General features: G+C 71.1%; 16 protein-coding genes and 1 tRNA gene. 2 read left to right on the top strand and 15 right to left on the bottom strand.

The genetic code is table 11. The features are described from left to right. Positions 1 to 2 precede the first annotated feature (2 nt). Positions 3 to 1,334 (bottom strand): ABC transporter substrate-binding protein, encoded by a 1,332-nt coding sequence (locus ACIO3P_RS05090; RefSeq protein ID WP_329826948.1) that lies wholly within the window; start codon positions 1,332 to 1,334, stop codon positions 3 to 5. Positions 1,335 to 1,669: 335 nt separating this feature from the next. Between ACIO3P_RS05090 and ACIO3P_RS05085 the strand changes: the two genes are divergently transcribed. After that, the gene (locus ACIO3P_RS05085) at positions 1,670 to 2,734 is read left to right on the top strand and encodes a LacI family DNA-binding transcriptional regulator (protein ID WP_401855102.1); all 1,065 of its coding nucleotides are present in this window, start codon (positions 1,670 to 1,672) and stop codon (positions 2,732 to 2,734) included. Between the two features lie 201 nt (positions 2,735 to 2,935). Here ACIO3P_RS05085 and ACIO3P_RS05080 read toward each other — a convergent pair. The 3 genes from ACIO3P_RS05080 to ACIO3P_RS05070 all read right to left on the bottom strand — a co-directional run bounded on the left by ACIO3P_RS05080 (position 2,936) and on the right by ACIO3P_RS05070 (position 4,938). Beyond that, positions 2,936 to 3,008: transfer RNA gene (locus ACIO3P_RS05080), tRNA-His, on the bottom strand. Positions 3,009 to 3,104: 96 nt separating this feature from the next. After that, positions 3,105 to 3,707, bottom strand: coding sequence for an oligoribonuclease (gene orn / locus ACIO3P_RS05075; RefSeq protein ID WP_329826951.1), 603 nt, complete (start codon positions 3,705 to 3,707; stop codon positions 3,105 to 3,107). 10 nt (positions 3,708 to 3,717) lie between these two features. Continuing rightward, complete coding sequence (locus ACIO3P_RS05070; RefSeq protein ID WP_401794307.1) at positions 3,718 to 4,938, bottom strand: GlxA family transcriptional regulator; 1,221 nt, start codon at positions 4,936 to 4,938, stop codon at positions 3,718 to 3,720. 1,069 nt (positions 4,939 to 6,007) lie between these two features. On the opposite strand from ACIO3P_RS05070, the gene ACIO3P_RS05065 reads away from it, so the two are divergent. Continuing rightward, the gene (locus ACIO3P_RS05065) at positions 6,008 to 6,529 is read left to right on the top strand and encodes a universal stress protein (RefSeq protein WP_030354999.1); all 522 of its coding nucleotides are present in this window, start codon (positions 6,008 to 6,010) and stop codon (positions 6,527 to 6,529) included. Positions 6,530 to 7,088: 559 nt separating this feature from the next. On the opposite strand, the gene glmS is transcribed toward ACIO3P_RS05065, so the two are convergent. The 11 genes from glmS to ACIO3P_RS05010 all read right to left on the bottom strand — a co-directional run bounded on the left by glmS (position 7,089) and on the right by ACIO3P_RS05010 (position 21,339). Continuing rightward, complete coding sequence (glmS, locus tag ACIO3P_RS05060; RefSeq protein ID WP_329826954.1) at positions 7,089 to 8,918, bottom strand: glutamine--fructose-6-phosphate transaminase (isomerizing); 1,830 nt, start codon at positions 8,916 to 8,918, stop codon at positions 7,089 to 7,091. Between the two features lie 99 nt (positions 8,919 to 9,017). Then, positions 9,018 to 9,293: a hypothetical protein gene (locus tag ACIO3P_RS05055; protein WP_329826955.1), complete on the bottom strand. Its 276-nt coding sequence runs from the start codon at positions 9,291 to 9,293 to the stop codon at positions 9,018 to 9,020. Between the two features lie 136 nt (positions 9,294 to 9,429). Next, the gene (locus tag ACIO3P_RS05050) at positions 9,430 to 10,392 is read right to left on the bottom strand and encodes a DUF4429 domain-containing protein (protein ID WP_401855100.1); all 963 of its coding nucleotides are present in this window, start codon (positions 10,390 to 10,392) and stop codon (positions 9,430 to 9,432) included. A gap of 108 nt (positions 10,393 to 10,500) precedes the next feature. Next, positions 10,501 to 12,339 (bottom strand): IucA/IucC family protein, encoded by a 1,839-nt coding sequence (locus ACIO3P_RS05045; protein ID WP_401855097.1) that lies wholly within the window; start codon positions 12,337 to 12,339, stop codon positions 10,501 to 10,503. Beyond that, positions 12,336 to 13,001: a GNAT family N-acetyltransferase gene (locus ACIO3P_RS05040; protein ID WP_401855096.1), complete on the bottom strand. Its 666-nt coding sequence runs from the start codon at positions 12,999 to 13,001 to the stop codon at positions 12,336 to 12,338. Before ACIO3P_RS05040 ends, ACIO3P_RS05045 begins: the two co-directional genes overlap by 4 nt. After that, complete coding sequence (locus tag ACIO3P_RS05035; protein ID WP_401855095.1) at positions 12,998 to 14,293, bottom strand: lysine N(6)-hydroxylase/L-ornithine N(5)-oxygenase family protein; 1,296 nt, start codon at positions 14,291 to 14,293, stop codon at positions 12,998 to 13,000. The genes ACIO3P_RS05040 and ACIO3P_RS05035 overlap by 4 nt, the downstream gene beginning before the upstream one ends. Next, positions 14,277 to 15,719, bottom strand: coding sequence for an aspartate aminotransferase family protein (locus tag ACIO3P_RS05030; RefSeq protein WP_329826961.1), 1,443 nt, complete (start codon positions 15,717 to 15,719; stop codon positions 14,277 to 14,279). Before ACIO3P_RS05030 ends, ACIO3P_RS05035 begins: the two co-directional genes overlap by 17 nt. A gap of 190 nt (positions 15,720 to 15,909) precedes the next feature. Continuing rightward, positions 15,910 to 16,842 (bottom strand): siderophore-interacting protein, encoded by a 933-nt coding sequence (locus ACIO3P_RS05025; RefSeq protein ID WP_401855092.1) that lies wholly within the window; start codon positions 16,840 to 16,842, stop codon positions 15,910 to 15,912. A 213-nt stretch (positions 16,843 to 17,055) separates the two neighbouring features. Beyond that, the gene (locus ACIO3P_RS05020; protein ID WP_401794291.1) at positions 17,056 to 18,216 is read right to left on the bottom strand and encodes an acyl-CoA dehydrogenase family protein; all 1,161 of its coding nucleotides are present in this window, start codon (positions 18,214 to 18,216) and stop codon (positions 17,056 to 17,058) included. A gap of 4 nt (positions 18,217 to 18,220) precedes the next feature. Next, entirely contained in the window at positions 18,221 to 19,234 is a 1,014-nt protein-coding gene (locus ACIO3P_RS05015) for a hydroxymethylglutaryl-CoA lyase (protein WP_401855090.1), read from the bottom strand. Further along, on the bottom strand, positions 19,231 to 21,339 hold the full coding sequence (locus ACIO3P_RS05010) for a biotin carboxylase N-terminal domain-containing protein (protein WP_401855088.1): 2,109 nt from the start codon (positions 21,337 to 21,339) through the stop codon (positions 19,231 to 19,233). Before ACIO3P_RS05010 ends, ACIO3P_RS05015 begins: the two co-directional genes overlap by 4 nt. Positions 21,340 to 21,348: the final 9 nt, after the last annotated feature.

Below are 21,348 nucleotides of genomic sequence, written 5' to 3'. Positions count from 1 at the left end.
GGTCACTGGTCCAGCGCGTTGTCGATCGCCTTCACGGCCGCGTTCCAGCCGTCCTTCGACGAGGTCCCCTTCTGGTCGACCTGGAGCATGCCGACATCGGCCAGGTTCTGCGAGATGATGCCGTCCTTCGGGCCGAGGATCTGCACCGGTACGCCCTTGGCGGCCTGGACGAAGACCTCCCCGATCGGCGCGTTGCCGAAGTACGCGTGCTTCGCGCCGGAGACCGCGGGCAGCGCGTACGCCGCCTGCGAGCTGGGGAAGCTGCCGCGCTTCTCGAAGAGCGTGGCCTGCTGCTCGGGCGCGGTCAGCCAGGCGGCGAGCTTGGCGGCGGCCTCCTTGTTCTTGCCCGCCTCGGGCACGGTGAGGAACGAGCCGCCCCAGTTGCCGGGCTTGGGCGCGGCGGCCACGTCCCACTTGTCCTTGCCCGCGTCCCCGGCCTTGTCCTGGATGTAGCCGAGCATCCAGGGCGGGCAGGAGACCGTGGCGAAGGCGTTGTTGGAGAAGCCCTGGTCCCAGGAGGGCGTGAACTGCTGGAGCTTGGCGGTCAGACCGTTCCCGGCGAACGCGGCGGCGTCGTCCCAGGCGGCCCTCACCGCCGGGTTGGTCTTGTAGACGACCTTGCCGTCCGCGTCGTAGAAGCGCTCCGCCGAGCTGCCCATGACGGCGGCCAGCACACCGCTCGCCGAGTCCACGAAGGCCGTCCCCTTGGGCGCCTTGGCCTTGAAGGTCTTCCCGGCCTCCAGGTACTTCTTCCAGTCACCCGCCCACAGCGCGCCGACCTCCTTGCGGTCGGTGGGCAGCCCCGCTTGGGCGAAGAGGTCCTTGCGGTAGCAGATGGCCTCGGGGCCGATGTCCGTACCGAGCCCTATGGTCCTGCCGGTCTTGGCGGTGGCCTGCTCCCACTTCCACGGTACGAAGCTGTCCTTCTGGACGCCGGGAGCCTTGCCCAGGTCGACCAGTTTGTCGCTCTGGGTGGCGGTGACCTCGGCGATGTTGGCGACCTCGACGGCCTGGATGTCCGCGAGCCCGCTGCCGGAGCCCAGGTGGGTGAGGAGCTGCGGGTAGTAGTTCTCGTTGCGCTCGATGGAGGTCTGCTTGATGACGACATCGGGGTTGAGCTTCGTGTACTGGTCGTAGAGCCCGGCCTCCTTGAGGCCGAAGGCGCCGAAGACACCCACGGTGATCGTGGTCCTGCCCTTGGCGCCGTCGCCTCCGCCGGTGGCGCTGCCGGAGGGTTCGTCGTCGGCGGCGCAGCCGGCCAGGGCGCCTACGGCCAGGGCCGCCGCGGCCGCGAGGGCCGCCAGCCGACGGGACGAACGAGTACGTGTACGCATGACGTCCTCCTAGTGCCACCGACGTCGCCGGCCTCCGGCCAACCGCGTGCGTGCTGCGTGCTGTGTGCCGCTGTCCGCGGTGCGAGGGGGGATCCGGCGCGGTCGGGCCACGTGCGGGGCATGTATGGGTCAGGTACGGTGGGAGCGCTCCCACATGTGATGTGTTGAAGCGTCCCGGGTCGCCGTAGGGGTGTCAAGGGACAGGGCTGGACTCGGAACGGATTCCTGGGACGGGCCGCCGCGGCGGCACCCCCGGACGTACGGGATCGGCCGCGATCGGGCATGACAGGGCGTGATCGGGCGGGTTCGTGTTCGGTGACTGGCGGGAGGCACGGATGACGTCACGGATGTTCCGGCCGCGGGGCGGCAAGCTGCCCACGCTCGAAGAGGTGGCGGCGCGCGCCGGGGTCGGCCGGGGCACGGTCTCCCGGGTGATCAACGGTTCGCCCAAGGTGAGCGCCCAGACCAGGGCCGCCGTCGAGCGGGCGATCACGGAGCTGGGGTACGTACCCAACCGCGCGGCCCGCGCGCTCGCCGCCAACCGCGCCGACGCGATCGCCCTGGTCGTACCGGAACCGGAGGCGAGGTTCTTCGCCGAGCCGTACTTCTCGGGCATCGTCAGCGGGGTCGGCGAGGCCCTGTCGGAGACCGGGATGCAGCTCCTGCTCACCTTCGCGGGCGGCGCCAGGGAGCGCCGCCGCCTCGCCCAGTACCTGGCCGCGCACCGCGCCGACGGCGTCCTGCTGGTCTCGGTGCACGCCGACGACCCGCTGCCCGAGCTGCTGGCCCGGCTTCCCATCCCGACCGTCATCAGCGGCCGCAGGTCCGAGGCCGAGCCGCTGCCCTCGGTCGACTCCGACAACGCGGAGGGCGCCCGTACGGCCGTGACGCACCTGCTCGCCCGGGGCCGCCGCACCATCGCGACGATCACCGGACGGCTGGCGGTGTACGGCGCGGCCTGCCGCCTGGACGGCTACCGCCGGGCCCTGGCGGAGGCGGGCCACACGCCCGACGAGGGGCTGGTCGCGGTGGCCGACTTCACCGAGGAGGGCGGCCGGCGGGCGATGACCGAGCTGCTGGCCCGCCGCCCGGACCTGGACGCGGTCTTCGCGGCCTCGGACGTCATGGCGGCGGGCGCCCGCCAGGCCCTGCGCGCGGCGGGCCGCAGGACACCGGACGACGTGGCCCTGGTCGGCTTCGACGACTCGGCGATAGCGCGCCTGATGGACCCGCCGCTGACCAGCGTCCGCCAGCCGATCGAGGAGATGGGCCGGGCGATGGCGGGACTGGTCCTGGCGGAGATCGCGGCCCGGGGGAACGGCGCGGGGACACGCCTGGCGGGGGCGGGCCCGCGCCAGATCATCCTCCCGACGGAACTGGTCGTACGGGACTCGTCCTGACCGCCCCGCTGCCCGGGGCGGGGGCAGCGGGGGCAGCGAGACACTGACCGGCCGTCAGCTCCGGCGGCCGGCGCCGACGACGGCCGCCGGTGCCGACGACGGAGGGCGGGCGCCCTGTACGGGTCGCCCCACGAGCGAAGGCCGCCCAACGAAGATCGCCCCCGGTGCCTGACCTACAGGCTCCGGGGGCGATCTCTCAAGGGTGAGTAACGGGACTTGAACCCGCGACATCCTGGACCACAACCAGGTGCTCTACCAGCTGAGCTATACCCACCACGACCGGTCTTTTCTTTCCCTGACCGGCCGAGAAAAAGTGTACAGGGTCCGTGAGGGTGCTCGCACCCGCGTTGTCGTGGGTGCGGAACGGGGGCTATTCCGCGCGCAGGACGTGCTTCGCCGCGATCTGCTTCGCCTTGTCGGAGTCCGGCCCGGGCTGCGGTACGAAGACCGCCTCCCGGTAGTAGCGCAGCTCCGCGATGGACTCGCGGATGTCGGCCAGCGCGCGGTGGTTACCGCTCTTCTCCGGGCTGTTGAAATAGGCCCGCGGGTACCAGCGGCGGGCCAGTTCCTTGATCGAGGAGACATCGACGATGCGGTAGTGGAGGTAGCCCTCCAGGCTCGGCATGTCGCGGAACAGGAAGCCGCGGTCGGTGCCGACCGTGTTGCCGCACAGCGGCGCCTTCCTGGGCTCCTTCACGTGCTCGCGTACGTACGCCAGGACCTGCTCCTCGGCGGCGGCGAGCGTGGTGCCGCCCGCCAGCTCGTCGAGGAGCCCCGAGGTGGTGTGCATCTGCCGCACCACCTCGGGCATGGTCTCCAGCGCCGCGTCCGGCGGGCGGATCACGATGTCCACCCCTTCACCGAGCACGTTCAGCTCCGAGTCGGTGACCAGCGCGGCCACCTCGATGAGTGCGTCGTCCGCCAGCGAGAGCCCGGTCATCTCGCAGTCGATCCACACCATTCGATCGTTCATACGCCTTACCCTACGGGGCGCTCCGCTGGCCGGGCAGACTCGGACGGCCCGGCCCTGTCACGTACATGTCGGGACCGGCCTTGCCGTGGTCCGGCAGGGCCGCGGACGCCGCCGGGTGCCCCGGCGGGCTGGAGGCCGCCGCAGCCCGCCTGGAGTGCGCGGACGCCTGGGCGGGCACCATCGACTCCATGACCCCCGGTGGCATGGGATCGCCCTGCGGGCGCCTGGCCCGGTAGGCGGACCGGTACGCCGCGGGGGAGGAGCCGAGCTGCCGCCGGAAGTGCCCGCGCAGCGCCACCGGTGAGCGGAAGCCGCAGCGGCCGGCGACCTCGTCGACCGAGTAGTCGGAGGTCTCCAGGAGCCGCTGTGCCTGAAGCACCCGCTGGGTGATCAGCCACTGGAGCGGCGCGCTGCCGGTGAGCGAGCGGAACCGCCGGTCGAAGGTGCGGCGGCTCATGTACGCGCGCGCCGCGAGCGTCTCCACGTCGAACTGCTCGTGGAGATGTTCCAGCGCCCAGGCCACGACCTCGGCGAGCGGGTCGGAGCCGATCTCCTCCGGTAAAGACCTGTCCAGATAGCGCTCCTGACCGCCACTGCGGCGCGGCGGTACGACCAGCCGCCGGGCCAGGGCCCCCGCTGCCTCCGCGCCGTGGTCGGTCCTGACGATATGCAGGCACAGATCGATTCCGGCCGCTGTTCCGGCGGAGGTGAGCACGTCACCGTCGTCGACGAACAGCTCCCGTGGGTCCACATGGACGGACGGATACCGTTTGGCGAGCGTCGGGGCGTACATCCAGTGCGTGGTGGCCGGGCGGCCGTCCAGCAGTCCGGCCGCCGCGAGCACGAACGCGCCGGTGCACAGTCCGACGATTCTGGCGCCCTCCTCATGGGCACGGCGCAGCGCGTCCAGTGCCTCCGGTGGTGGCGGTGATGTGATCGACCGCCATGCCGGCACGACCACGGTGCCTGCCCTGCTGATCGCCTCCAGGCCGTACGGCGCGGTCAGTTCGAGCCCGCCGGTGGTGCGCAGCGGGCCGTCCTCCCCACCGCAGACGAGCAGGCGGTAGCGGGGAACCCCGGCGTCCTGGCGGTCGATTCCGAACACCGAGAGCGGAATGGAGCTCTCGAAGATGGGGCCGCCGCTGAAAAGCAGCACGGCGACGACTTCCCGGCGTCGACGCCCGGAAAGCTTCCGTACTGACTCCGGTACGGCAGTGGAGTCCTGGCTCATGGCGCTAAGCCCCCCTCGGTGTTCTCGTCTCCCCGTTCTTGTCGGGCCTTTCGCTCCTGCACGATTCCCCTCGGTTTTGCACGGGTCCCCAGCCGTCGATCCTCATGATCGAATCTACTGTGTTCCGTGGTGCCGGCGTGACAAGTTCTCCAACCGGCGCTATGTCGACAAGGCAACTTGGCGCGAAGCATTCGATCACGAAGCGTTCCACTCGCGAGCCGAGAGTGGAAGTGGGCCTCGCATGCATGGCCCATCCCCGTAGGGTGCGGAGGGCCGTAGCGGTCCTTTCTTCCCTGGTGGCAAGGGGGTTGGCAGGCCATTTCATCAAAGGTTGGGCCCAAGTGCGAAGTTGGCTGAAAAGTGATGGGTGCGTCTGTGCGATGCGCTCAATCCCCCGGCGCACCTCCCTCGTACGCGCGTGAGACCTCCCGCGCCCCCTGTCCATCTGGTTGAACCCTCCACGAGTGACGGCTTCCGGACGGTCCGTACGTTCCGTACATCCTTACGTACGGCGCCACCGTGTCCGACGGGGGTCGGCCCCCGGGCGGCGAGGCTCCGCGAGACCCCGTGACGGGCCCGTGGCGGGCCTGTCGGGGGTCCGTGGGACCGCTCCCAGTATTCCGCGCGGCGCGCCCCTCCAGGGGCCGGGAGGGGCCTGGAGGCGGGCCGCCGGCCCCGTTCGCCGCCCCCGCGCGCCCCGTGGCGCGTGGCGCCCCTGAGGGGCGGGCGCCGGATGGTGCGGATGCGAGGGGCCTCCGGGGGCGGCGGCGTGGCCGACGACTGACGGGACGCGGAACCCTCCGGTCACCCGTGGGGGTGATCCCGGATCTCCGCACGGCTACCGGGGCACCGCCTGGGAAGCCTGTAGGGGCCATCCGGCATTGCGATCCGGGACCGCCTCGTGCATGCTCCCTGGAACGCCGCGTGTGACGCGGCGGGCTCTGGGCATGAGAGGAGTGTCGCCGTACCCTTTGGGGTATGGGGTTGGGAAGATGATTCCCGGACACAGCTCCGTCCACCCCGCCACTCGTTGCTCCTTCTCAAGAGGACTTCTTTCGCCGAGACATCCATGGCCGGTCACGAAATCCCAGAACCCGCAGACCGCGAGCAGGTAGCCGACCCCCTGTCGGACCTCCAAGCGGCGGAACAGACACGCGCCTCCTGCGATCCGGCCTTCCGGCACGGAGTGGTGGTCGGCTTCGACGGCTCCATGTCCAGCGAGCGCGCGCTCGCCTACGCCATCGGCATGGCCCGGCGCCTCGGCTCCGGCCTGATCATCGTCCATGTCGCCAACCGGCTCCCGACCACGGTCTGGGCGGGGTGCGAACCCCCGGTCTTCGTGGACGTCCCCGACCACCGCACCGAAGTGCTCGGCCTGGAGTTGGCCTGCGCGGACTACCTCGCCGAGGTGCCGTGGATCCTGGTCGAACGAGGCGGCGACATCTGCCACGAACTCGAAGAGGTCGGGCAGGAGTACTCCGCCGACGCGATCGTCGTCGGCTCCACCCACGGCATCGTCGGGCGCATCTTCGGCTCGGTCGCCGGCCGGCTCGCCCGCCGCGCGCAGCGCCCCGTCGTCGTCATCCCGTAACGGCTCCCCGGCTCACGCCCCCCGGGGCTGATGCGCCGTCAACTCTCTTGCCCGCAGCGTGAATTTACTCACGCGTAGAGGTGCGGTGCGCACGGGTGAAGGGTACGTAACGGTCGCGGGGACTCCCTGCGCCCGTACCTCGTGAAGGGAGCCCGCCGTGGACGACGCCTCTGCGGGAAGCGCCAATTCCGCTTCATTTCTCGGCCATCTTGCTCCCGGGCCCGCCCCACTCGCCCGTGACGGCGCGCTGCCGGCCGGGGTGTGACGGCCACCGGCCAGGTCGGAGACCCGACCGTGGCAGCCGCGGGCCGGTGCCCGGGCAAGCACCGGCCCCTTCGGAGAGCGCCCTCGGTGTGACGGGTGGCACGCGCCGGGGGCGCTCTCACCGCGACCGGACGGCCAACGCCCGGCGGTGAACCGGACGGCCGCCGCCCGACCACGACAGGGCGGCTGCCGCCCGACCACGACAGGGCGGCTGCCGCCCGACCACGACAGGGCGGCTGCCGCCCGACCGCGAACGGACACGGCTGCCGCCCGGCCGTGAACGGCCTTTGCTCGACTACTCGACCGTGACCGACTTCGCGAGGTTACGGGGCTTGTCGATGTCCCGGCCCAGCGCCAGCGCCGTGTGGTACGCCAGCAACTGGAGCGGGATGCCCATCAGGATCGGGTCCAGCTCCGTCTCGTTCTTCGGCACGACGATGGTGTGGTCGGCCTTCTCCTGCTCCTGGTGCGCCACCGCCAGGATCGGGCCGCTGCGCGCCTTGATCTCCTCCAGCGCCGCCCGGTTCTTCTCCAGCAGCTCGTCGTCCGGGACGATCGCGACCGTCGGCAGCGCCGGCTCGATCAGCGCGAGCGGACCGTGCTTCAGCTCGGACGCCGGGTACGCCTCGGCGTGGATGTACGAGATCTCCTTCAGCTTCAGCGACGCCTCCAGCGCCACCGGGTAGCCCCGTACCCGCCCGATGAACATCATCGAGCTGGCCCCCGCGTACTCCGCCGCCAGCTTCTCGATCTCGTTCTCCGTCGCCAGGATCTCCGAGATCTGCTCGGGCAGCCTGCGCAGCCCCGCGATGATCCGCTTCCCGTCCGCCACGGACAGGTCGCGGATCCGGCCCAGGTGCAGCGCCAGCAGCGCGAACGAGACCACGGTGTTGGTGAAGCACTTGGTGGAGACCACACAGACCTCGGGGCCCGCGTGCACGTACACCCCGCCGTCCGTCTCCCGGGCGATCGCGGAACCCACCACATTGACCACGCCCAGCACCCGGGCGCCCTTGCGCTTCAGCTCCTGCACCGCCGCCAGCACGTCGTACGTCTCACCGGACTGCGAGACCGCCACGTAGAGCGTGTCCGGGTCCACGACCGGGTTGCGGTAGCGGAACTCGGAGGCCGGCTCGGCGTCGGCGGGGATCCGGGCCAGCTCCTCGATGAGCTGCGCCCCGATCAGACCCGCGTGGTACGAGGTGCCGCAGCCGAGGATCTTGATCCGGCGCACCCCGCGCGCCTCGCGGGCGTCCAGGTTCAGCCCGCCGAGGTGCACGGTGGAGAACCGGTCGTCGATCCGGCCGCGCAGCACGCGGTCCACGGCGTCGGCCTGCTCCGAGATCTCCTTGTGCATGTACGTGTCGTGGCCGCCCATGTCGTACGACTCGGCCTCCCACTCCACGGTGGTCGGCGTGGCCGAGGTGGACGAGCCCTCGGTGGTGTACGTACGGAAGTCGTCGGCCTTGAGGGTGGCCATCTCGCCGTCGTCCAGGGTCACGACCTGGCGGGTGTGCGAGACCAGCGCCGCCACGTCGGAGGCGACGAACATCTCCTTCTCGCCGATGCCCAGCACCACGGGCGAGCCGTTGCGGGCGACGACGATACGGTCCGGGAAGTCGGCGTGCATGACGGCGATGCCGTACGTGCCCTCGACGAGCTGGAGCGCCTGGCGGACCTTCTCCTCCAGGGTGTCCGCCTGGGAGCGGGCGACGAGGTGGGTGACCACCTCGGTGTCGGTCTCGGAGAGGAAGACGACACCGTCCGCCGCCAGCTTCACGCGCAGCTCGGAGGCGTTGTCGATGATGCCGTTGTGGACGAGGGCGACCTTGCCCTCGGCGTCCATGTGCGGATGCGCGTTCTCGTCGCTCGGGGCGCCGTGCGTGGCCCACCGGGTGTGCGCGATACCGCTGGTGCCGGCGAAGCGCTTGGGGACCCGGGCCTCCAGCTCACGGACGCGGCCCTTGGCCTTGACCATCTTCAGCGTGGCGGCCTTGCCCGCGGCCGGCTTGCCGGTGATGACGATGCCGGCGGAGTCGTACCCCCGGTACTCCAGTCGCTGCAGGCCCTCCAGCAACAGTGGTGCCACGTCACGCCTGCCGATGTATCCGACGATTCCGCACATACGGTTTCTGCCCCTCCTGAAGTTCCTACGGTGTGTGCCCGGACGCGGTCGTGGCCGGAGGTCGTAACCGGCGGTCGTAGCTGTACGAGGCCGTACCTGTCAGCCGTAGACGATGCGGCGCAGTTGCCGGAGCGACAGCTCCGGCGGCGCCACCGCGCGGTGCGGCAGTTCGGCGGCGATCCGTTCGAAGATCTCCGCGTTGGCGGCCCCGCCGGACTGCAGTTCCCGGTGGCGGCGCCGTACGAACTCCTCGGTCGTCTCGTCGAAGTACGCCAGGACGTCGAGCACCACCCGGGCGGCCTCACCGCGCTGGAGCGCGGTGCTGCGCACCAGATGGTCGATGAGGTCGTCGTACGACGGGCGGCGTTCGAGCACTCGTCGATATTGCGGGCGCGCGAGGGCGTTTGCAAGATTCCTGCCCGGAATCGGGCAGGATCCGCTGAAAGTGAGAGCTGAATGAGGGAAGGACTCAGAGAGTGGCCGGGTGAGCGGGGGCGCTCCGGCCGTCTCCTCAGAGGCGTCCGAGGACGGCCTTCTTGGCGGTGGCGAACTCCTCGGCGGTGAGTATCCCCGACTGATGCAGCTCGCCCAGCTCCCGCAGCCGGCGCAGCAGGGCGTCATGATCGTCGCCGCCGCCCCCGGCCGTGGTCCCGGTCACGGTCCCGGTCGCCTCGGCGGCTGTGACGGGGGCCTCCACCGGCCCGACGCCCGGAGCCTGCCCGCCCGGAGCCTCCCCGACCGGAGCCTCCCTGACCGGGGACGCCGCCGCCAGCGGGTGCGGCAGCCGGGCCACCACCGCGGCGCCCACCAGCGCCATCAGCGGGTCCTTCCGGAACCCGTACAGCTCCACCGCGTGCGGGTCGTACTTCGGCGGGGTCGACGACGCCGACGTGACACCCGTCACCACGAAGCGGAGATAGCCGTTCTCCAGACCGGCGCTCGCCAGCCACTCCACCGCCGCGACATCGTCGAGGGCGAGCGTCCGGGGCCCGCCGGAGGACTTGGACTCCTCGGTCTTCCAGTTCCACTCCAGCCGGATCCGCTCCCCGTCGAAGGAGACGGTCCCGTCGCCCGCGCCCACCGTGATCGGCAGGGCGGGGCCCGGCAGCAGATAGCGGTCGACGGGGCCGGGGTCCACCTGATCGAGCAGGAGCGCGTTGCGCACCTCGTCCACCAGGTACTCCGCCACGCCGAAACGGTCCTTCTCGACCGTGAGCCGGTACGGCTGGGAGGCGTCGTCCAGCTTGCCGCCGGTGATCCGCAGCAGCGGATCGGCGCCGTCCCGCAGGCGCAGCCGCAGCCGCCCGGACTTGCGCCCCGCCTCGAAGGAGATTCCCGCCAGCGCCTCCAGCGGCACGGCGATCTCGCCGAGTGTCCTGCGGAGCAGGCTCACCCCCTTGTCCTTGCCGGGCACGATGCGCACCGTGTCCCCGTCGAAGGTCCAGGTGCCGTCCTTCTGGGTGATTTCCGCCATGCGGAGGATTCTTCCATCAGGCGTGGGGTGCGGGCGAGACGGGAACGGGCGCCGGGGGCTCTGCCGAACCCCCGGCGCCCGCGCGCGTCAACCCCTGTGTCCCTCCGGCTATTTCGCGAACCGGGCCAGTGGGTTGGTCAGCGTGCCGATGAGCTGGAGCGCGCCCGCCGGGTCCGCGATGTCGACCATCTGCTCGTTGTTGCGGAGCTGGAGCCGGTTGAGGCAGGACAGCGCGAACTCCTCGTCGAACAGGTCGTACTGGCGGAATTTGTCGGCCAGTTGCGGCAGCGACTCCTGGTACCCCCGGACGCACTCCGCGACCGTACGCCAGAACGTGTCCTCGTCGGGCAGGGTGCCGTCCGAGACCAGGTCCGCGCTCAGGAAGCGGAGGAAGCAGTCGAAGACATCGGTGAAGATCGACAGGACCTTCATGTCCTCGGGCACGTCCGCCCGGATCCGTTCGACCGCCGGCGGCAGCACCGCGTCCGGGTCCATCACCGCGATCTCCTCGGCGATGTCCTTGAAGATCGCCCGCTGGACGACACCGTCCTCGATCACCAGGATGACGTTCTCGCCGTGCGGCATGAACACCAGGTCGTACGCGTAGAAGGAGTGCAGCACCGGCACCAGGTACGCGTCCAGGTAGCGGCGCAGCCAGTCGGCCGGCGCCAGCCCCGACGCGGCGATCAGCGCGCCCGCGAAGGACGAGCCCTCCCGGTCGGTGTGGAGGAGGGACGCCATCGTGGCGAGCCGCTCCCCGCCCCGGAGCGAGGGCACGGGGCTCTCGCGCCAGAGCGCGGCCAGCATTTTCAGATACGGGGAGCCCTTGGCGGTGGCGGCCTCGTACTGCCGGTGGTGGTACCCGATCGCCGCCCGCTCGCGGATGATCGAGAAGCGGGCCGCGCGCAGGGTGTCGTCACGCTCGATCAGACCGGCGAGCCAGTCGTTGATCGCGGGCGTGGCCTCCATGTACGCGGCGGAGAGGCCGCGCATGAAGCCCATGTTGAGGACGGACAGCGCGGTTTTGACGTAGTGCTTGGCAGGGTCGGTCGTGTTGAAGAAGGTACGGATCGACTGCTGGGCCAGGTAGTCGTCCTCGCCCTCCCCGAGACAGACCAGATGGCGCTGTGCCAGCTCGGCGGCGAAGGTGACGGAGAGTTTGTTCCACCACTGCCAGGGGTGCACGGGGATCAGGAAGTAGCCGTCCGGGTCGAGCCCCTGGGCGCGCAGGATCCCGTCGAACCGCTCCAGCGTCGCCGCGGACAGCTCCTCGCGCATCAGGGAGGAGTAGTCGAGCCCGGCGCCCGCGGTGAAGGTGGCCCGGTCGCGGCGCGCGGCGAGCCAGACGAGCCGGATCGGGCTCGCGGCCTCGGGGGCGTACGCGCGGTACTCGTCCACGCCGAAGCCGAGCCGGCCGTTGTTGGCGACGAAGCAGGGGTGACCCTCGGTCATCCCCGTCTCGATCTCCTGGAACCCGGCGCCGGCCAGCTCCGCCGAGGTCACCGGCTTCTTGGTGAGTTTGTACGCCGTGCCCGCGAGGGTGGAGGAGATCTCCTCCAGGTAGACGGGCAGGATCGCGGCGGAGAGCCCCAGCGTCTCGCGCAGCTCGATGAAGAAGTCGAGCGCGTCCAGGGGCAGTTCCGCGTCGCCGCGGTGGCGCTGTACGGAGTCGGCGGGTATCTGCCAGTGGTCGAGGGCGAACCGGCGCGCGGTGAAGCGGTACTCGGTCGCGTCGTCGTCGCTCCGCACCCGGTAGCGGTCCCCGCCGAGGGACTCGGGGGTCAGGATGCGCTCGTGGGAGAACTCCGCGAGGGCTTTGCGGATGAGCAGCCGGCCGGCCTGCTCCCAGAGCGCCGGGGTGAGATGGGCGACGCTGTCCGTGGTGTTCGGCGCGGTGTTCGCGGGTGTTTTCACCGGCGCGTTCGCGGGTGCTTTCGGGCTGCTCATCGGGTGACTCCTCGTGCTGCTTGAGCGGTCTGCTCGGCCGGGGTGGCCTGCTCGGCTGCTGCGTCCTGCTCGGCCGGTGCGGCGAGCGCGGCGTGGAACATCTCGCGCGTGCAGATGCTCAGATAGGCGTCCTTCTCCGGCTTCGAGAGTTTCCTCTCGATCCGGAAGCCGACCGCCTCGTTGAGGGCGTGGACGGCGGCGTTGCGTACGTCGGGCTCGACGACCACGCGCCGTACGGACGGGTCGTCGAAGAGCAGCGCCATCACCGTCGTGATCACGGCGCGCGTGAAGCCGTGCAGCCGCCGCGAGCCGTCGACCGGGGCGACCAGGAAGTGCATCCCGATGTCGCCGGTCTCGGCCTCGTACAGGCCCTTCAGCTCCACCTCGGCGGGGTTGTACCGCTCGATCAGGAAGGCGGGGACGCCGTTGTGCAGCCCGATGAACGCGTCGTGGTTCGTGGCGGCGGCGATGCCCAGGTACTCCCGCTCGACATCCGGCAGCGTGGCGCCCTGCATCAGCCAGAAGGCCGCTTTGGGGTGGGTGACCCAGCCGTGCAGCAGCTCGATGTCGGCGAACGGGTCGACGGCGCGTACCTCGAAGAGGCCCAGCCGTTCGTCCGTACGGGAGAACAGGATCTCCGGCCCGGGGGTGCGCTCGGTCATCGAAGGGTGCCTTCCGGTGCGGCGAACTCCTGGAACGCGATGGCCTTCTCGACCGGGTAGTACTCCCGCCCCAGCAGCTCACCGATGATGTACGCGTTGCGGTACGGGCCCATGCCCAGGTCGGGCGAGGTGATGCTGTGCGTGTGCACGGCGGCGTTCTGGAGGAAGATCCCGCGCCCGGTCGTGTCGATGCTGTAGTTGCGGGCGACGTCGTACCGGCCGTGCCCGTCCAGCCTGATCCGGCCGGCGACCGGCTCCAGGAAGGCGGGGGCGACGTACCTGTAGCCGGTGGCGAGGACCAGCCCCTGCGTGGCGAGGGAGAAGTCCTGCTCCTGCTCCTCCTGGCGCAGTCCGAGCGTGTACGTCCCGTGTGCGTACGACGCCGAGGTCAGCGCGGTGTTGGCCATCAGCCGGGTCCGGACCGGGCCCTTGAGGTTCTTCTGGTAGAGCAGGTCGAAGATCTCGTTGATGAGATCCGAGTCGATGCCCTTGAACAGCCCCTTCTGCCCCGACTCCAGCCGGTAGCGGGTGGCCTCCGGCAGCGCGTGGAAGTAGTCGATGTACTCCGGGGAGGTCATCTCCAGCGTCAGTTTGGTGTATTCGAGCGGGAAGAAGCGCGGCGAGCGGGTGACCCAGTTGAGCTGGTAGCCGTGCGCGTCGATGTCGGAGAGCAGGTCGTAGTAGATCTCCGCGGCGCTCTGCCCGCTGCCGACGAGGGTGATGGACTCCTTCTTCTGGAGCTCCGCCTTCCCCTGCAGATAGCGGGAGTTGTGCAGGAAGTCACCGCCGAGCCCCTGGCAGGACTCCGGGACGTACGGCGGAGTCCCGGTGCCGAGCACCAGGCGCCAGGCGCGGTACGTCTCGTCCGCGGTGCGGACCACGTACAGCTCGCTCTCCTCCTCGTACGAGACGGAGGTCACCGTACGGTTGAAGCGCACGCTGGAGAGTTTGGCGGCGGCCCAGCGGCAGTAGTCGTTGTACTCGGTCCGCAGCGGATAGAAGTTCTCACGGATGTAGAACGAGTACAGCCGCCCGGACTCCTTCAGGTAGTTGAGGAAGGAGTACGGCGAGGTCGGGTCGGCCAGGGTGACCAGGTCCGACAGGAACGGCGTCTGGAGGTGGGCGCCTTCGAGGAACATCCCCGAGTGCCACTCGAAGTCGGGTTTCGACTCCAGGAAGACTCCGTCGAGTTCGTCGATCGGCTCGGTCAGGCAGGCGAGTCCCAGGTTGAAGGGGCCGAGCCCGATGCCGACGAAGTCGTACGGCGCGCTGCGCTCAGGAAGCGTGGACAAGGTTCTCTCCCAGGTACTGCTCGGCGTGGCCGGAGATCAGATCGAGGACGGCGGCGATGTCGCGCACGGTGGTCTCGGGGTTGAGCAGGGTGAACTTCAGGTACTGACGCCCGCCCACGGTCGTCCCCGCGACCACGGCCTCGCCGGAGGCGAACAGTGCTTTACGGGCGTGGAGGTTGGCGCGGTCGATCTCGGTGGGGCTGGTGATGTGCTCGGGGATGTAGCGGAAGACGAGGGTGGAGAGCTGGGGCTCCACGACGACGTCGTAGCGCGGGTCGGCGGCGAGGAGCTGCCACCCCTCGGCGGCCAGGTCGCAGACCTCGTCGAAGAGCTCCCCGATGCCGTCGGCGCCCATGACGCGCAGGGTCATCCACAGTTTGAGGGCGTCGAAGCGGCGCGTGGTCTGGAGGGACTTGTCGACCTGGTTGGGGATGCGCTCCTCGACGGTCCTGCGCGGGTTCAGATAGTCCGCGTGGTACGTGGCATGCCGCAGGGTGGCCCCGTCCCGTACCAGCACGGCCGACGAACTCACCGGCTGGAAGAAGGACTTGTGGTAGTCGACGGTGACGGAGTCGGCGTGCTCGATGCCGTCCAGGAGCGGACGGCGGGTGAGGGAGGCCAGCAGCCCGCAGCCGTACGCCGCGTCGACGTGCATCCAGGTGTCGTACTGCTCGCAGAGCGCCGCGATCTCCGGCAGCGGGTCGATGGAGCCGAAGTCGGTGGTGCCCGCGGTCGCGACGACGGCCATCGGGGTCAGCCCCTCGGCGCGGCAGCGCTCCAGCTCGGCGGCGAGGGCCACGGTCTGCATGCGCTTGTCGCGGTCGCAGGGGATGGAGACCACGGCGTTCGGGCCGAGCCCGAGCAGGGTGGCCGACTTCTGCACGCTGAAGTGGCTGCACTCGGAGGCGAAGACGCGCAGTTTCGTCAGCTCGTCGGCTTTGGCCTCCTCGCGGGCGAAGAGCAGCGCCTGGAGGTTGGACTGGGTGCCGCCGCTGGTGAAGACGCCGTCGGCGGAGGCGCCGAGCCCGATGCGCCGCGTGGTCCAGTCGATGAGCCGGCGCTCGATCAGGGTGCCGCCGGCGCTCTGGTCCCAGGTGTCCAGGGAGGAGTTGACGGCGGAGAGCACGGCCTCGCCGAGGACGGCGGGTATGACGACCGGGCAGTTGAGGTGCGCGAGGTACCGCGGGTGGTGGAAGTAGACCGCGTCCCGCAGATAGACGCTCTCCAGCTCGTCGAGCGCGGCCGAGGCATCTCCGAGCGGCTGGTCCAGGTCGACCGCGGAGACCACCGGGGCCAGTGCGTCGGGGGTGATGCCGCTGAACGGCTTTTTCGTTGTGGCGAGTCGGTTCGCCACCCGCTCGACTCCTTCGGTCACGGAGCGCCGATAGCGGTCCGCCGTCGCGCCATTGAGCAGGTGCGCACGCATGCTGGGGTCCTCCCGGATGTGGGGGTGCGGGGTGGGGTGCGGGGTGAAGTACGGGTACGGGGTGGGGCCGATGAGGCTTAGTTAGGTTAGCCTAACCTAACTTCATCTTTCAATCCCGCATCGGAGTCGCCCCGTCACACAGATGGCAGGGCGGAGGGCGTACCTGTGGCGCTGAAGGCCGCGTACGGGGTTACGCGGCCCGCGCCGCCTCCTCGGTCCTCTCCCGGACCGTTTCCCCGACGGTTTCCCTGACGGTCTCTCCGGCGGCCTCTTCGGTGGCCTTCCTGGCCGACTCGGTCGCCGCCTCGCGCAGTTGCTCCTCGCTCAGCCCGAGCCGCCAGTAGCCGACGAAGGTCACCCGGCGCCGGTCGACACCCCGCTCGTGCACGAGATGGCGGCGCAGCGCCTTGACCGTGCCCGACTCCCCGGCGATCCACGCGTACGGGGCGCTCCCGTGCTGCTCGAAGGCGCGTACGGCCTCCAGCGCGGACGGCGCGCCCTCGTCCCGCACCAGCCAGGTGATCCTGGCGTCGGCGGCGGTGGTCAGCGGCTGCCGGTCGGCGGCGTGCGGCACGTCGATCCAGACGTCCGCCCGCAGGCCCGCGGGCAGCCACTCCAGGATCGCCGAAGCGGCGGGCAGCGCCGTCTCGTCGGCCCAGATCAGTACGGAGTCGGTGTCGGCCGGCGGCCGGAACCGTACCGCCGTGTTGTCCGCCACGGCCGGCCCCAGCACCAGCACTTGGTCACCGGGCGACGCCCGGCCCGCCCAGCGGCACGCGGGGCCGCCGTCCGGGTGGAGCGCGAAGTCGATGTCCACCTCGTCCGGGTCGCGGCGCTGCTCCCGCAGGGTGTACGAGCGCATCACGGCCCGTACGTCGTCGGGCAGCGCCCGCCAGGCGCTCCACCAGCCCTCGCCCTCCTCGACCGGCACCACGGGCGCGACCTGGCCCGGGTGCGGGAGGAAGAGCGACAGGCTCTGGTCGCGGCCCCCGGCGGCGAAGTCGACGAGACCGTCGCCGCCTCGGCCCCCGAAGGTGACGCGGACCAGGGACGGGCCGAGGCGCCGCGTCCGTACGACCTGGAGGGAGAAGAAACGGAACGGGGCTGTCTCAGCCGTCTTCATGGGGTCAGCCGACCTTCTTCGCGGTTTCGGTTGCCTCGGCCGGACCGGAGTCTGTGGGCATGACGGTGTCCATCCCTGGGTGGTGGGTACGGCCTGTCACGGCCGGGTTGCTCATTCGAAGGTAGGTTAGCCTAACCTCACCGAGTATCCCAGGGTGCGTCCGGCACCCGGACGCGGAAAAGCAGGGGGCCGGTCGGCCGGCCCCCGCCTGTATCAGTCCGGCAGGCCCAGTTCGCGCGCGATGAGCATCCGCTGGACCTCGCTCGTCCCCTCGCCGATCTCCAGGATCTTGGAGTCGCGCCACATCCGGGCCACCGGATACTCGTTCATGAAGCCGTAACCGCCGTGGATCTGGGTGGCGTCACGGGCGTTGTCCACGGCGACCGTCGACGAGTACAGCTTCGCGATCGCCGCCTCCTTCTTGAACGGCTCCCCGTGCGTCAGCCGCGAGGCCGCGTCCCGCCAGCCGATGCGCGCCATGTGCGCCCGCGTCTCCATGTCCGCGATCTTGAACTGGATCGCCTGGTTGGCGCCGATCGGCCGGCCGAAGGCGTGCCGCTCCCGGGCGTACCTCACCGACTCGTCCACACACCCCTGGGCGAGCCCCGTCGCCAGCGCGGAGATCGCGATCCTGCCCTCGTCCAGGATCCGCAGGAACTGGGCGTATCCACGGCCCTCCTCGCCGAGCAGGTTCGCCAGCGGGACCCGTACGTCGGAGAAGGACAGCTCGCGGGTGTCCGAGGCGTTCCACCCGACCTTGGAGTACGGGGCGGCGACCGTGAAGCCGGGGGTACCGGACGGGACGATGATCGCGGAGATCTCCGGACGCCCGTCCGCCTTGCGGCCGGTGACGGCGGTGACGGTCACCAGGCCCGTGATGTCCGTCCCCGAGTTGGTGATGAAGCACTTGGTGCCGTTGATCACCCAGGTGTCGCCGTCGCGCACGGCCGTGGTGCGCGTACCTCCCGCGTCGGAACCGCAGTCGGGCTCGGTCAGCCCGAACGCGCCCAGCAGCTCGCCCGAGCAGAGCCGGGGCAGCCACGCGAGCTTCTGCTCCTCCGTGCCGAACCGGTACACGGGCATGGCGCCCAGCGAGACCCCGGCCTCCAGGGTGATCGCCACGGACGAGTCGACGCGCGCCAGCTCCTCCAGGGCGATCCCGAGCGCGAGATAGTCGCCGCCCATGCCGCCGTACTCCTCCGGGAACGGCAGCCCGAACAGCCCCATCCGCCCCATCTCGCGGACGATCTCGTACGGGAACTCGTGCCGCTCGTAGAAGTCGCCGATCTTGGGCGCGACCACCTCGCGGGCGAACTCCTCGACGGTGCTGCGCAGTTGTTCGTGCTCGACGGAGAGGCGGTGGTCCAGGGACATCGGGTCACTCCTTGGGAGGCTGGGCCATGGGGGGCTGGGACGCGGGCCGGGACGCGGGGGCCTGGGCCGGGGCGGACGCCGTCCGGCCCGACAGCGCGCGGACGGTACGGGAGGGGCTGGGGCGGCCCAGCTCCCCGGCCAGCCAGATGCTGGTGTCCGCGAGCCGGCCGAGATCGACGCCGGTCTCCACCCCGAGGCCGTCGAGCATCCACACGAGATCCTCGGTGGCGAGATTCCCGGTGGCGCTCTTCGCGAAGGGGCAGCCGCCCAGCCCGCCCGCCGACGCGTCCACCGTCGTCACGCCGTGCTGGAGCGCGGCCAGGGTGTTGGCGAGCGCCTGGCCGTAGGTGTCGTGGAAGTGCACGCCGAGGGCGCTGGTCGCCACGCCCTCCTCGTTCAACTCGGCCAGCAGCGCCTGGACATGGCCGGGGGTGGCGACCCCGATGGTGTCGCCGAGGCTCAGCTCGTCGCACCCCAGGTCCATGAGCGCCTTGGCGACGGTGACGACCTGATGGACCGGGACGGGGCCCTCCCACGGATCGCCGAAGCACATGGAGAGGTAGCCGCGGACGTGCATCCGCTCGTCCCGGGCGCGGGCGACGACCGGCGCGAACATGGCGAGCGATTCGTCCACGGTCCGGTTGAGGTTGGCCCGGGCGAAGGACTCGGTGGCGCTGGCGAACACGGCGACCCGGCGGGCCCCGAGCGCCAGCGCGCGGTCCAGGCCGCGCCCGTTCGGCACGAGGACCGGCAGCGCCACCTCGCCCTGGAGATCCGCCACCAGGGGGAAGAGCGCCTCGGCGTCGGCCAGTTGGGGGACCCACTTGGGGTGGACGAAGCTGGTGGCCTCGACGGTGGTCAGCCCGGCGTGCGCGAGCCGGTGGATGAACTCGGCCTTCACCTCGGTCGGTACGACGGCCTTCTCGTTCTGGAGCCCGTCCCGCGCCCCCACCTCGTGGATACGGACCCGGGGCGGCAGCCCCTGCGCGGGAACGGCCATGGGCAGTCCGTCCGTCATGACTCCTCCTGTGTGCCGGACTGTGTGCCGGACGGCGCGGGTACGGCGGGTGCGGCAGGTGTGAGGGGTACGGCGGGTGCGGGGGTGGCGTCGCCCGGCTCGGGGGCCGGCTCCCGGGGCGGCCGTGTCGCGGGCGGTTCGGCCGGGGTGACCACGGCCAGCACCTGGTCCATGGCGACGGTGGAGCCGGGCGTGACATCCAGCTCGGCGACCGTGCCGTCGTGCGGGGCGGAGATGACGTGCTCCATCTTCATCGCCTCCACGACCAGCAGACTCTGCCCCGCCACGACCGCGTCCCCGACGCCCACCTTCACGACGGTGACCGTCCCCGGCATCGGCGCGGTCAGCGCGTCCACGCCGGCGCCCGCCCCGGCGCCGCGCAGCGCCGCCTCCACCGGGTCGAAGTCCTGTACGTGCCAGCTCTCGCCGTCCCTGCCGAGCCACCGCCCCGCCCGGTGGAAGGTGTGCGTCACGCCGTCCAGGGTGACGGTGACGAGACCGGGCTCCACCCGGAACCCGTCCGAGGGCGCGATCTCCTGAGTGACGGGTTCCAGTCCCGCGATACGCAGCGCGTGCCGTACAGGGGCGGGCGCGCCGCCCAGCCGCCAGCCGCTCGGCACGGAGAAGGGATCCACCCACCCCGGGGCGGCTCCCGATCCCGCCGCCGCCCCCGGCTCCAGCTCCGCCTGGCGGACGGCCGCCGCCGCCGCGTACACCTCCGGCGGGACCCCGTCGGGCACCAGGCCGGCCATCTCGCGTTCCACCAGCCCCGTGTCCAGCTCGCCCGCGACCACCGACGGATGGGCCAGCAGCCGGCGCAGGAACCCGGCGTTCGTCGGGACGCCGAGCGTGACCGTGTCCGCGAGGGCCGCCCGCAGGGTGCGCAGCGCGGTGGCGCGGTCCGGGCCGTGGGCGACGACCTTCGACAGCATCGGGTCGTACGTACTGCCGACCTCCGTGCCGACCGCCAGGCCGGAGTCCGTCCGTACGCCGCCGCCCTGCGGCTCGCGCAGCGCCAGCACCGTGCCCCCGGAGGGCAGGAAGCCCCGGCTGCCCTCCTTCACGGAGACCGTCTCCGCGTAGATCCGGGCCTCCACCGCGTGTCCGGTGAAGGTGATGTCGTCCTGGGTGAGGGGAAGTTCCTCCCCGGCGGCCACCCGGAGCTGCCACTCCACCAGGTCGAGGCCGGTGATCAGCTCCGTGACCGGATGCTCGACCTGGAGGCGGGTGTTCATCTCCATGAAGAAGTACGACGAGGGGTCGTCGCCCGGGACGATGAACTCCACCGTCCCCGCCCCCGCGTAGCCGCACGAGCGCGCCGCCCGCACCGCCGCCTCGCCCATCGCCGCCCGCGTCGCCCCGTCCAGCAGGACGGACGGCGCCTCCTCCACGACCTTCTGGTGGCGCCGCTGGAGCGAGCACTCGCGCTCGCCCAGATGGACCACGTTCCCGTACGTGTCGCCGAGGACCTGGATCTCGATATGGCGCGGCCGGTCCACCCACCGCTCCAGCAGCAGCGTGTCGTCCCCGAAGGAGGAGCGCGCCTCGCGCCGCGCCGCCGCGATCTCCTCGGCGAGCACCGCCTCCGCGCGCACCAGCCGCATGCCCTTGCCGCCGCCGCCCGCCGACGGCTTCAGCAGCACCGGCATCCCGATCCGGGCCGCCGCCTCGGTCAGTTGGGCGTCCGTCAGCCCGCTGCCCGAGGAGCCCGGCACCACCGGGACGCCCGCCGCCCGTACGGTCTCCTTCGCACGGATCTTGTCGCCCATCAGCTCGATCGCGGCGGCGGGCGGCCCGATGAAGACCAGCCCCGCGTCCGCGCAGGCCCGCGCGAACGCCGCGTTCTCCGAGAGGAAGCCGTACCCCGGGTGGACCGCCTCCGCGCCCGTACGCGCCGCCGCTTCGAGCAGCCGGTCGGCGCGGAGATAGCTCTCCGACGCCGCCGCCGGGCCGATCCGTACCGCCGTGTCCGCCTCGCGCACATGGCGCGCGTCCGCGTCCGCGTCGCTGAAGACCGCGACCGAGCGCACGCCGAGGGCGCGCAGCGTACGGATCACGCGGACCGCGATCTCGCCGCGATTGGCCACCAGGACCGTGTCGAACATTCCCGCTCC

Source organism: Streptomyces sp. NPDC087310, assembly GCF_044744405.1.
In the GTDB taxonomy this organism is placed as follows: Bacteria; Actinomycetota; Actinomycetes; order Streptomycetales; family Streptomycetaceae; genus Streptomyces.
The sequence above is the reverse complement of the archived record's forward strand: the minus strand, read 5'-3'. Positions and strand labels throughout refer to the sequence as shown.